The sequence below is a fragment of the Kribbella sp. NPDC051586 genome (assembly GCF_044453965.1).
Taxonomy (GTDB): Bacteria; Actinomycetota; Actinomycetes; order Propionibacteriales; family Kribbellaceae; genus Kribbella.
In genome coordinates, this window is sequence record NZ_JBITDF010000003.1 from 1059092 (window position 1) to 1071529 (window position 12438).

General features: G+C 69.4%; 9 protein-coding genes. 4 read left to right on the forward strand and 5 right to left on the reverse strand.

Annotated elements, in window-relative coordinates; all coding sequences use genetic code 11:
- Position 1: 1 nt before the first annotated feature.
- Positions 2–1519 (forward strand): glycerol kinase GlpK, encoded by a 1518-nt coding sequence (gene glpK, locus ACIA58_RS23735; RefSeq protein ID WP_396405935.1) that lies wholly within the window; start codon positions 2–4, stop codon positions 1517–1519.
- 63 nt (positions 1520–1582) lie between these two features.
- Entirely contained in the window at positions 1583–3295 is a 1713-nt protein-coding gene (locus tag ACIA58_RS23740) for a glycerol-3-phosphate dehydrogenase/oxidase (protein WP_396405936.1), read from the forward strand.
- A 91-nt stretch (positions 3296–3386) separates the two neighbouring features.
- Here the strand turns inward: ACIA58_RS23740 and glpK (ACIA58_RS23745) are convergent, their stop codons facing one another.
- The 5 genes from glpK (ACIA58_RS23745) to ACIA58_RS23765 all read right to left on the reverse strand — a co-directional run bounded on the left by glpK (ACIA58_RS23745) (position 3387) and on the right by ACIA58_RS23765 (position 10137).
- Positions 3387–4904 (reverse strand): glycerol kinase GlpK, encoded by a 1518-nt coding sequence (gene glpK / locus ACIA58_RS23745; protein WP_396405937.1) that lies wholly within the window; start codon positions 4902–4904, stop codon positions 3387–3389.
- 183 nt (positions 4905–5087) lie between these two features.
- The gene (locus ACIA58_RS23750) at positions 5088–5846 is read right to left on the reverse strand and encodes an IclR family transcriptional regulator (RefSeq protein WP_396405938.1); all 759 of its coding nucleotides are present in this window, start codon (positions 5844–5846) and stop codon (positions 5088–5090) included.
- Between the two features lie 70 nt (positions 5847–5916).
- Complete coding sequence (locus ACIA58_RS23755; protein ID WP_396405939.1) at positions 5917–8439, reverse strand: ABC transporter permease; 2523 nt, start codon at positions 8437–8439, stop codon at positions 5917–5919.
- Positions 8439–9200 (reverse strand): ABC transporter ATP-binding protein, encoded by a 762-nt coding sequence (locus ACIA58_RS23760; protein WP_396405940.1) that lies wholly within the window; start codon positions 9198–9200, stop codon positions 8439–8441. The genes ACIA58_RS23755 and ACIA58_RS23760 overlap by 1 nt, the downstream gene beginning before the upstream one ends.
- A gap of 49 nt (positions 9201–9249) precedes the next feature.
- Positions 9250–10137 (reverse strand): RecB family exonuclease, encoded by an 888-nt coding sequence (locus ACIA58_RS23765; protein WP_396405941.1) that lies wholly within the window; start codon positions 10135–10137, stop codon positions 9250–9252.
- Positions 10138–10265: 128 nt separating this feature from the next.
- On the opposite strand from ACIA58_RS23765, the gene ACIA58_RS23770 reads away from it, so the two are divergent.
- Both ACIA58_RS23770 and ACIA58_RS23775 read left to right on the forward strand, forming a co-directional pair.
- Entirely contained in the window at positions 10266–11417 is a 1152-nt protein-coding gene (locus tag ACIA58_RS23770) for a site-2 protease family protein (protein WP_396405942.1), read from the forward strand.
- Between the two features lie 40 nt (positions 11418–11457).
- Positions 11458–12426, forward strand: coding sequence for a tRNA (adenine-N1)-methyltransferase (locus ACIA58_RS23775; RefSeq protein ID WP_396405943.1), 969 nt, complete (start codon positions 11458–11460; stop codon positions 12424–12426).
- The last annotated feature ends 12 nt before the right edge of the window (positions 12427–12438 follow it).

The window sequence follows — 12438 nt, forward strand, 5'->3', positions numbered from 1 at the left end:
CATGGCTGACTTCGTCGGTGCCGTCGACCAGGGCACCACGAGCACCCGTTTCATGATCTTCGACCACTCCGGCAACGAGGTGGGCATCCACCAGCTGGAGCACGAGCAGATCCTGCCGCAGGCCGGATGGGTCGAGCACAACCCGGTCGAGATCTGGGAGCGGACCAGCTCGGTGATCCGGACCGCGATGAACGCCAAGGGCCTGCAGTCCAGCGACCTGGCCGCGCTCGGCATCACCAACCAGCGCGAGACCGCGGTGGTGTGGAACCGCAAGACCGGGCGTCCGTACTACAACGCGATCGTGTGGCAGGACACCCGGACCGACCGGATCGCTTCCGCGCTGGAGCGTGAGGGCAAGGGCGACGTGATCCGGCAGAAGGCCGGCCTGCCGCCGGCAACATACTTCTCGGCCGGCAAGGTGCAGTGGATCCTGGAGAACGTCGACGGCGTCCGCGAGGCCGCCGAAGCCGGGGACGCTGTCTTCGGCAACACCGACACCTGGCTGCTGTGGAACCTGACCGGCGGCACCGACGGCGGCGTACACATCACCGATGTGACCAACGCCAGCCGCACCATGCTGATGAACCTCGAGACGCTCGACTGGGACGACGAGCTGATCAGCTTCTTCAACATCCCGCGGCAGATGCTGCCGGAGATCCGTCCGTCGTCGGACCCGAACAAGTACGGCGAGACGCTGGCGAACGGCCCGGTCGGCGGCGTCGTAGCGCTGACCGGCGACCTGGGCGACCAGCAGGCGGCCACCGTCGGCCAGGTCTGCTTCAACCCGGGCGAGGCGAAGAACACCTACGGCACCGGCAACTTCATGCTGCTGAACACCGGCACCGAGCTGGTCCGCTCGAAGGCCGGTCTGCTCAGCACGATGTGCTACAAGTTCGGCGACGAGGCGCCGGTCTACGCGCTGGAGGGTTCCATCGCGGTGACCGGGTCCGCGGTCCAGTGGCTGCGGGACCAGCTGGGCATCATCTCGGGTGCGGCGGAGGTCGAGACGCTGGCCCGGCAGGTCGAGGACAACGGCGGCGTGTACTTCGTGCCCGCGTTCTCCGGCCTGTTCGCGCCGTACTGGCGCTCCGACGCACGCGGGGCGATCGTCGGACTGTCGCGGTTCAACACCAACGCGCACCTGGCGCGAGCAACACTGGAAGCGATCTGCTACCAGAGCAAGGACGTGTCCGACGCGATGGAGAAGGACTCGGGCGTGACGCTCGACGTCCTGAAGGTCGACGGCGGTGTCACGGCCAACGAGCTGGCCATGCAGATGCAGGCGGACGTCCTCGGGGTACCGGTGAGCAAGCCGGTCGTCGCCGAGACCACGGCGCTCGGCGCGGCGTACGCGGCCGGGCTCGCGGTCGGCTTCTGGAAGAACAAGGATGAGCTGGTGCAGAACTGGAACGAGGACAAGCGGTGGGAGCCGCAGTGGACCGACGACCAGCGTGCCAAGGGGTACGCCGGCTGGCAGAAGGCAGTGCAGCGGACGCTTGATTGGGTGGACGTCGACTGACACCGCCAGCTTTCCAGGGCAGTAGTAGCAGTAGTAGTAACTGAAATCGGAAGGAACAGCACAGTGGGCGTAGTGGCTCTGTCACCGCAAGCGAGGGCCGACGCGATCGACGCGATGGCCGACGGACGCGAACTGGACGTCCTGGTGATCGGTGGCGGGGTGGTCGGCACCGGGTCGGCGCTCGACGCCGCGACCCGGGGTCTGACGACCGGACTGCTGGAGGCCCGCGACTTCGCGAGCGGCACCTCCAGCCGGTCCAGCAAACTGATCCACGGCGGCCTGCGCTACCTGGAGATGCTCGACTTCCGACTGGTGCACGAGGCGTTGCAGGAGCGCGGTCTGCTCCTGCAACGCCTCGCACCGCACCTGGTCAAGCCGGTGCCGTTCCTGTACCCGCTCCAGCACCGCTGGTGGGAGCGGTTCTACGCCGGCTCCGGCGTCGCGCTGTACGACGGTATGGCGGTCAGCTCGGGCCTGGGAGCCGGGCTGCCGCTCCACCGGCACCTGACCCGCCGCGGCGCGATGCGGCTGGTGCCGTCGTTGAAGAAGTCCGCGCTCATCGGCGCGCTGCAGTACTACGACGCGCAGGTCGACGACGCCCGGCACACGATGGAGCTCGCCCGGACCGCAGCGTCGTACGGCGCGCATGTGGCGAACCGGGTGAAGGTCACCGGGTTCCTGCGGCAGGGTGAGCGCGTCACCGGCGTCCAGGCGAAGGACCTGGAGAGCGGCCGCGAGTTCGAGGTCAGGGCGAAGCAGGTCGTGAACGCGACCGGCGTCTGGACCGACGACACGCAGGCGATGGTGGGGGAGCGCGGGCAGTACCACGTCCGCGCGTCGAAGGGCATCCACCTCGTCGTACCGAAGGACCGGATCCAGTCGAGCACCGGGATGATCCTGCGGACCGAGAAGTCGGTGCTGTTCATCATCCCGTGGGGCCGGCACTGGCTGATCGGCACGACCGACACCGACTGGCACCTGGACAAAGCGCATCCGGCCGCGACGAGCAAGGACATCGAGTACCTGCTCGACCACGTGAACGCCGTACTCACGACGCCGTTGACCCGCGAGGACGTCGAGGGCGTGTATGCCGGGCTCCGGCCGCTGCTCGCCGGCGAGTCGGAGAGTACGTCGAAGCTGTCCCGCGAGCACGTCGTCGCGCACGCCGCGCCAGGTCTCGTAGTGGTTGCCGGCGGCAAGTACACGACGTACCGGGTGATGGCCAAGGACGCCATCGACGCGGCCGCGGACGCGCTCGACGGGCGGGTGCCGAAGAGCGTCACCAAGAACATCCCGCTCGTCGGCGCCGACGGGTACCACGCGCTGTGGAACCAGCGGCACCTGATCGCGCAGCGGTCCGGTCTGCATGTTGCCCGGATCGAGCACCTGCTCAACCGGTACGGCGCGCTGGTCGACGAAGTACTCGAACTCGTCGAGGAGGACCCGTCGCTCGGCGAGCAACTGCCGGGCACGCAGGACTACCTGAAGGCCGAGATCGTGTACGGCGCCAAGGCCGAGGGCGCTCGTCATCTCGACGACATCCTCGCCCGCCGGACCCGGATCTCGATCGAGGCCTGGGACCGCGGCGTCGGCGCGGCCGACGCGGCCGCCCGGCTGGTCGCACCGATCCTCGGCTGGGACGCGGCGACGATCGAGCGCGAGGTGTCGTTCTACACCAAGCGCGTGCAGTCCGAGCGCGACTCCCAGGACCAGCCCGACGACGAGTCCGCCGACAAGGTCCGCCTCGAGGCGCCGGACATCGTCTCGCCGGCCTGAGCACCGGACGGGGAGGACCGACTGAGCCGGTCCTCCCCGCGATCCGGCCAGCCGTTCGGCCGGCGCTCCTCCGGTCTGCCCGGAAGGGTTACTAAAGCTCCTGGTCCTCAGGACGGATCCAGTTGAACGTGCGCTGGACGGCGGCCTGCCAGTTCGCGTACTCCGTCTCGCGGCGAGCCGGATCCATGTGCGGCATCCACTGCCCGGCGCGGTGCCAGTTGCTGCGCAGGCCTTCCAGATCCGGCCAGTACCCGACCGCCAGGCCGGCGGCGTACGCGGCGCCGAGGGAGACGGTCTCCGTCACCATCGGGCGCACGACGCGTACGTCGAGCAGGTCGGCCAGGAACTGCATCAGCAGGTTGTTGGCCGTCATGCCGCCGTCGACCTTCAGCGCGGTCAGCGCGATGCCGGAGTCGGCGTTCATCGCGTCGACGACCTCGAGCGTCTGGAAGCCGGTCGCCTCGAGCACCGCCCGCGCCAGATGGCCCTTGGTGATGTACCCGGTCAGGCCGGCGATCACGCCACGGGCCTCGCTGCGCCAGTGCGGCGCGAACAACCCGGAGAAGGCCGGCACGATGTATGCGCCGCCGTTGTCGTCGACCGTGCGTGCCAGCGTCTCGATCTCGGCCGCGGTGTGGATCATCCCGAGCCCGTCGCGGAACCACTGCACCAGCGACCCGGTCACCGCCATCGACCCTTCCAGCGCGTACGACGCCGGCTGGTTGCCGATCTGGTACGCGACCGTCGTCAGCATCCCGTGCTTGGACCGAACGATCTCTTGACCGGTGTGCAGCAACAGGAACGATCCCGTGCCGTACGTGCATTTCGCCTCACCGGCGCTGAAACACGTCTGCCCGAACAGCGCGGCCTGCTGGTCACCGAGCGCCGCGCCGATCTGCACACCCGGCAGCACCTCGGTCGCGGTCCCGAACACCCCGGACGACGGGCGGATCTCCGGCAGGATCGCGCGCGGCACGTTGAACGCCTCGAGCAGCCGGTCGTCCCACTCGAGCGTCTCGATGTTCATCAGCATGGTCCGGCTGGCGTTCGTCACGTCGGTCGCGTGCAGTCCGCCGTTCGCACCGCCGGTGAAGTTCCAGATCAGCCAGCTCTCCATCGTGCCGAAGAGGATCTCGCCGCGCTCGGCGCGTTGCCGCAGACCGGGGGTGTGGTCGAGCATCCACCGGATCCGGGGCGCCGAGAAGTACGTCGTCAGCGGGAGCCCGCACAGCTCCGCGAACCGGTCCGCGCCTTCGTCGCCGGCCAGCTCCGTGACGAGCCGATCCGTACGGGTGTCCTGCCAGGTCACCGCGTGGCCGATCGGCCGGCCGGTGATCCGGTCCCAGAGCAGGCTGGTCTCCCGCTGGTTGGCGATGCCGATGGCAACGATCTGGGCCGGTGACGCGCCGATCTGCTTGATCGCGGCGGGCACCACGCGGGTGACGTTGTTCCAGATCTCCCCGGCATCGTGCTCGACCCACCCCGGCCGCGGGAACAACTGGTGATGCTCCCGCTGCGCCACCGAGACCAGCCGCCCACGCCGATCGAACAAGATGCACCGCGTCGAGTTGGTCCCCTGATCCACCGCGGCCACATACTGCTCAGCCATCCCCCCACCCCCGACTGACCGTCTCGTGCCTGATGCCCGCCGCACCGCCCCCCTCGCCGTCGACCATCTCAGGGGCCAACCCCTTAGTTGATGGGTTGCACCAGGCAGATCTCAGGGGGCAACCCACAAGCCGAGGGGTTGGCCCCTGAGATGTCCGGCGGCGGCGCGGTGGGGGGAGGCGGGTCATGTGTCGTCCCGGAGGTCGCGGGCGATGGCTTCTGCGGTGGCGCGGACCATGGTGACGAGGTCGGCGCGGTGGCGCAGGCGGCTGTCGCAGATGCGTTCGACGCGGCCGGCCAGTCCGACCGCGCCGACGACCAGGCCGCCGAGCCCGCGGATCGGCGCGGCGATACTCGCCAGCTCGACCGTGTGCTCCTCGAACTCGCTGGCCCACCCGCGGGCGCGGACGGCCGCGAGTTCCTCGGCCAGCCGGGCCGGCTCGGTGATCGTCCGGGTGGTGAACGCCTCGAGGACCCGCGGCCGGGAGGCGCCGCTGGCGTCGTACGCGAGCACTGCCTTGCCGAGCGCGGTCGCATGCGGCGGCAGCGTCGTACCGACGTCCAGGTCCTGGTCGCTGTCGTCGGGCCGGAAGACATGGTGGACGACCACCACCTTGCCCTCGACCAGCCGGCCGACGCGGACCACCTCGCCGCTGCGGGACGCGAGCGAGTCGGCCCAGTTGATCGCGCGACTGCGGAGCTCGTTCGGATCGAGGTAGCTCTCGCCGAGCCGGCCGAACGCGTCGCTCAGGTGGTAGTGCGCGCCGCTGTGGTCCTGCTCGACGAAGCCGACCTGATGCAGCGTGCGGAGGATGCCGTGCACGGTGGTCTTCGCCAGGCCGAGCGCGTTGCCGAGATCGGCGACCCCCAGCCCGTCGGGCGCGGCGGCGAGCAGTCGCAGCACCGCCGCGGCCCGCTCGATCGACTGCACGGTCCCCGGCACACCGGCAGGCTACCTGTGAATCAGTGGTCTGGCTTCACCTCAGGAGTTCACTGCAGTCATCACCCGCAGATCATTCCGAGGCAATCGCCCGAAGCACATTCAGCCGGGCTGCGCGCCGTGACGGCCAGACCGCAGCCAGTACGCCGAACAGGATCGCGGCGACGACCGCGCCGAGCAGTTGCAGCACCGGGATGTCGCGGACGTTGAGGCCGTTGTCGACCATGGCGGACTGGATCGCGACCGCGACCCCGACGCCTAGCACCAGGCCCATCAGCGATCCGAGCAGCGTGATCGCGACCGATTCGACCCGGAGCATCCGGCTCAGCTGCGGGCTGTCCATCCCGACCGCCCGGAGCAGACCGATCTCACGGGTCCGCTCGACCACGCCGAGTCCGAGCGTGTTCACGATCCCGAGCAGCGCGATCAGGATCGCGAGCAGGAGCAGGAACCCGACCGCGCCCAGTACGCCGTTCACCGGCACGCGCGCCGCGGCGGCGTACGCCTGCTGGTCGCGGACCTGGATCGACGGGTAGTCCTTGGCCAGCCGGCTGATGACCTCGGCCCGGACCTGGCCCACTTGGTTGCCGTCAGCAACTTCGACGTACAGCAGGTTGTCGCTGGTCGCGCCGCCGATCGAGGCGTACGTCGGCAGTGAGACGATCACCGCGTTGAGCTGCCGGTTCGGTGCGACGATCCCGCCGACGGTCAGTTCGTGCTTGCCGGTCGCGGTGTCCAGTTCGAACGTCTTGCCGACGCTCACGCCGAGAGTGATCGCGAGGTTGCGGGGGATGACGGCCTGCCCGGAGCCCAGTGCGGCCGCGGAGCCGGAGTCGAACGTCGTGACGATCGGGCCGTCCAGGGTGCCGTCGCTGATCCCGGTGAGCTGGACGTTCGTCTTGCCGACCCGGCCGGTCTCCTGGCGGACCCGGTGCACGGACCGGACCCCGGGGATCTTCTCGGTCCGGTCGCCGACCTGCGTGCTGAAGCTCGGCGTGCCGTTGGAGGTGATGAGGATCTGGGAGGTGCCGAGCGCATCGGCGATGTTCTGGTTGATGGAGGCCTTCACCGAGGCGGCGATCACCATCAGCCCGGCGATCAGCGAGACCGAGATCATCAGCGCGGACGCGGTGGCCGACGTACGGCGCGGGTTGCGCTCGGCGTTGCGGCGGCCGAGGGTGACCGGCGCCTTGCGGCCGAACGGGTACATCAGCGCGCGGACGACGTACCTGCTCAGGAGCGGACTGAGCATGACGAGGCCGATCACACCGACCCCGGCACCCAGGACGATCAGTACGACGCCCGGCAGGCCGCCGGCGTTGACGCCGATGGCGAACAGCAGGACGGCCATCAGCAGGACGAAGCCGCCGACCAGGATGCGCGTGAGCAGGGATCGCTCTGGCACGGTGACGTCGTCGCGGAGGGCCGCGATCGGCGGGAGCTTCCCGGCCCGGCGGGCGGCCGGGGCCGCGGCGGCGACCGTCACGCCGACGCCGATGATGTAGCAGACGATGATCGTGGCCGGTGTGACCTGGAGTGACGCGGTCGGGATGCGCAGGTCGAGGGTCTGGTAGGTGAAGCGGATCGCGACCGCGACGCCGATGCCGATCAGCAGGCCAAGCGTCGACCCGAGGAGACCGATCACGACACTCTCGACGACGACCGAGCTGGTGACCTGGCCACGGGACGCGCCGATCGCCCGCAGCATCGCGAGCTCGCGGGACCGTTGCGCGACGACCATCGCGAACGTGTTGACGATCAGGAAGGTACCGACGAACAGCGCGAGGCAGGCGAACAGCAGCAGGACGGTGCTGAAGCCGCCGAACGTCGTGTCCAGGGCGTGCTCACCGTCGGCCGTGACCTGCTTCGCGGTCCGGACCTTCACCGAATCGCCGATGGTCGTGGCGATCGCCTTGGTGACCGTGTCGGCGTCCGAGCCCTGCTGGACTGCGACGGAGATGGACGTCCAGCCGGCCTGACCGAGCAGCAGGCGCTGGGCGGTCGCACCGTCGAAGGTGACCAGCGGCGCCCCGGCGGCCGCGCCGGCGGCAGCAGGGGTAGTGGTACCGGTGAGCGTCGCCGTGACCGCCTGCGTCGGGGTGACGATCTTGACCTGGTCGCCGATCTCGTAGCCGGCCCGGCTGGCGGTCGACTCGTCGAGCGCCAACTGGCCGCCGCCGAAAGGTGGCGAGCCGTCGACCAGCTTGAAGGGCGCGGCCCCGGCGTCACGCGGCCAGGCGGCCCCGAAGCTGGTCAGGCCGTAGTTCTCGATCAGCTTGCCGTCCGGACGCAGGATCTGTACGTCGGCGACCATGAGCTGCGGGATCGCGCTCGCGACTCCTGGTACGGCGGCGACGCGGTCGGCGACCTCGGCCTGGAAGGTCGCGGGTCGATCGGTGCCGGTCTCGATCGGCGACGACGGCGTGACGGTGACGTCCGCCGTACTGACCGCGAAGTTCTTCTTCAAGGCGTGCGAGAGCGTGTCGGTGAAGACCATCGCGCCGCCCGCGAACGCGACGCCGAGGGTGACGGCGAGGGTGCACAGCACGAACCGGAGCCGGTGCGCGAGGACCGAGCGCAGGCCGAGCTTGAACATCAGCCGGCCACGTGTTCGGCAGGCTGTGCCGTCTCGAGCTTCTTCATCGCGTCGAGCACCGTCTCGGCGGTCGGGTCGAGCAGCTCGGACTGCAGCGTGCCGTCGGCCAGGAACAGGACCCGGTCGGCGTACGCGGCGGCGCTCGGGTCGTGGGTGACCATGACGACGGTCTGGTCGAAGTCGCGGACAGAGCGATGCAGGAAGTCGAGGACGTCCGCGGAGGAGCGGGAGTCGAGGTTGCCGGTCGGCTCGTCGGCGAACACCACGTCCGGGCGGGACACGAGCGCTCGGGCGCAGGCGACGCGCTGCTGCTGACCGCCGGACAGTTCGGTCGGCTTGTGGCTCAGCCGGTCGGCGAGGCCGATGGCGTCGATCACCGTGGTCAGCCAGTCCTGGTCGGGTTTACGCCCGGCCAGATCGAGGGGGAGCGTGATGTTCTCGAGTGCGGTGAGGGTCGGGACCAGGTTGAACGCCTGGAAGACGAACCCGATCCGATCCCGGCGCAGGTGCGTGAGCTGCTTGTCCGGCAGCTTGGTGAGGTCGACCTCGCCGAGCAGCACCTTGCCGTCCGACGGCTTGTCCAGGCCGGCGAGACAGTGCAGCAGCGTCGACTTGCCGGATCCGGACGGGCCCATGATCGCGGTGAACCGGCCCTTGCCGAAGTCCGCACTCACGTCTGCCAGCGCATCCACCTGCGTCTGGCCGCCGCCGTACACCTTCCACACCCCGACCGCCCGAACCGCCGCATCAGCCACGCTCATGCGACGAACCGTATCCACCCGAGGTTCCTCCGGGTGTGCGGAGGTGGGATCAGCCGTCGACCGTGATGAGGTCGATGCCTGCCGACTCGGCGGCGACCTCTTCGACCGAGCGCGTCGGGAGGGGCGGGGGAGTGCCGCCCCAGGCGGGGCAGAGCGGCTTGTGGTCGCACCAGTCGCAGAGCGGCCCGGGGCTGGGGCGCCAGTCGCCGGAGTCGAGGGCGCGGGTGATGGCGATCCAGAGCGCGGAGACCTTGCGCTCGCAGGCGCGCAGGTCGGCCTCGTCGGGGATGTAGCGGACGATCTCGCCGTTGCCGAGGTACACCAGCTGGAGCATGGCCGGAACGACACCGCGCAGCTTCCACAGCACGAGGGCGTAGAACTTCATCTGGAACAGGGCCTTGGCCTCGAAGAACTCCGACGGCGAGCGGCCGGTCTTGTAGTCGACGACCCGGATCTCGCCGGTCGGCGCCACGTCGAGGCGGTCGACGTATCCGCGCAGCACCAGACCCGAGTCCAGCGCTGTCTCGACGTACAGCTCGCGCTCGGCCGGCTCGAGGGCATTAGGGTCCTCGAGGGTGAAATACTTCCCGAGCAGCTGGTGCGCCTCGGCCAGCCACTTCGCCAGCTCCTCGCCGCTCGCGTCCTCCGCGAACAACTCGGCGACTTCAGGCTCCTCCTCCAGCACGCGCTGCCACTGCGGCTCCAGCATCTCCGCGGCCTGCTCCAGCGTCCGCTGCCCGCGCGGCAGGTCGAACAGCCGCTCCAGCACGGCATGCACGACAGTCCCGCGGACCGCTGCGGCCGACGGCTTCTCCGGCAGCCGGTCCACCACCCGGAACCGGTACTTCAGCGGGCAGCTCATGAAATCCGCGGCCCGGGACGGCGACAACGCCCCACGCGGATGCACATGCGGATCGACAGCTGCAGCAACGCTCATACCGAAACCCTAGGCACAACCACCGACACTTCGCCCGCACCCCACTCCGCCCTGTGGAAAACAATCGCCCGGAGCTATCCGGTGGGTGTGTAGCACGGAGTTACCGACGGCAAAGTAGGTTTGGCTTGATGCCAGACTCCCGCGATCCCCAGAACCCCGCCCAGCCGGCCGGTCCACCGCCCGGTACGTGGGTGCTCGGTCGTATCCGCGGGATCCGGCTGACCATGCGCTTCACCTGGCTGCCGGTCGCGATGCTGCTGGCGGTCGGGTTCGCCGCGATCATCGGGCAGCAGTTCCCGGAGCTGGGCGCCTGGCGCTACGCCGCGGCGTTCGCGTTCGTGGTCGCGTTCACGCTGTCGATCCTGGTCCACGAGCTGGCGCACGCGCTGATGGCGATGCGGTTCGGTATCGGCGTCTCCGAGATCAACCTCGGTTTCTTCGCGGCCGGCACGCACATCGAGGGCGAGCGGAAGTCGCCGCTGGAGGAGTTCGCCGTCTCGGTGGTCGGCCCGATCGCGTCGCTGGTCGTCGGCGGGCTCGCCTACTTCGGGTCGCGGGCCTTCGACGAGGGCGTCGGGTACGTCGCGCTGTGGGAACTCGGCATCGCGAACCTGATCGTCGGCGTCACCAACCTGCTGCCCGGCCTGCCGCTGGACGGCGGCTGGGTGCTGCGGGCCATCGTCTGGAAGTTCACCGGCAACATGCACACCGGCACGATCGTGGCCGCCTGGGCCGGCCGCGTGCTGGCGATCTCGGTGCTGGCGGGGCCGGTGCTGCTCCAGGAGGCCTTGGGCTGGCAGCCGTCGATGATCGACTTCGTCATCGCCCTGCTGATCGGCTTCTTCCTCTGGTCCGGCTCGACCGCGTCCCTGATGCAGGCCCGGCTCCGGCGCAAGCTGCCCGCGCTGCAGGTCCGCACGCTGGCCCGCCGCGCCGTCGCCGTACATTCCGGTACGCCGATCTCCGAAGCGGTCCGGCTGGCCGGGCAGACCCAGGCCGGTGCGGTCGTGGTGATCGACGGCGAGGGCAAGCCGCACGCGCTGGTGTCGGAGTCCGCGGTCGCCGCCGTCGACCCGAACCAGCGTCCGTGGACCACGGTGAGCGAGGTTTCCACCGCCATCGGTGCGGGCCACATCATCGGCGTCAACGACACCGGCGAGGAGATCCTCGCCACGTTGCGCGAGTACCCCGCCTCGGAGTACCTGGTCCTCGACGGGAGCGGCGCGGTGTACGGCGTCCTGGCGACGGCCGACGTGGAGCGCGCGTTCCGATCGCGCTGATTACTCGGTTGTGATGACCGAAAGTTAAGGTGAGCGCCTTATGGCTGACTTGCGTGACTTTCCCGACCAGGCGTTCTCCGGGGTCCACCACGGGCCGTTGCAGGAGGGCGAGTGGATCACCCTGCAGGACTCGAAGGGCCGCCGGCACTCGGTCAACCTGGAGCGCGGGAAGATCTTCCACACCACGAAGGGCGGGATCGCGCACGACGAGCTGATCGACGGCCCGGACGCGGTCGTGATCCGGTCCAAGGGCGGCGTCGAGTACCTGGCGCTACGGCCGCTGATGGCCGACTACTCGGTGTCGATGCCCCGCGGCGCAGCGGTGATCTATCCGAAGGACACCGCGCAGATCGTGACGATGGCCGACATCTTCCCGGGCGCGAAGGTGGTCGAGGCGGGCGCCGGCTCCGGTGCGCTGACCACCGCGCTGCTGCGGGCGGTCGGGATCCACGGTCAGGTGATCTCGTTCGAACGCCGGGAGGACTTCGCGGAGGTCGCGCGGAAGAACGTCACCGGCTTCTTCGGCGGCGAGCACCCGGCCTGGCGGCTCGAGGTCGGCGACCTGGTGGAGAAGCTGGACGAGCAGGACGTGGACCGGGTCGTCCTCGACATGCTGGCGCCGTGGGAGTGCGTTGACGCCGTCGCTGAGGCACTTTCACCCGGTGGGGTGTTCTGTGCCTATGTGGCCACCACGACGCAGCTGAGCCGGTTTGTGGAGACGCTGAGGGCACACGGCGAGTTCACCGAGCCGCGCGCGTGGGAGTCTCTCGTGCGAGACTGGCATGTAGAAGGTCTTGCGGTTCGTCCGGGCCACCGGATGCAAGGTCACACCGCCTTCCTGGTCACAGCACGAAGGATGGCGCACGGGGTGCAGGCACCTCGGAAGAAGCGACGCCCCGCGCCTGGCGCGTACGGCGACGATTACCTCGGGCCTCGTCGCGAAGTGGCCCGTTCGGAATCAACCGGCGACATGCCGAAGGCAACTGATTCATCCGCAACCGACACGTGATGGGATTCAGCT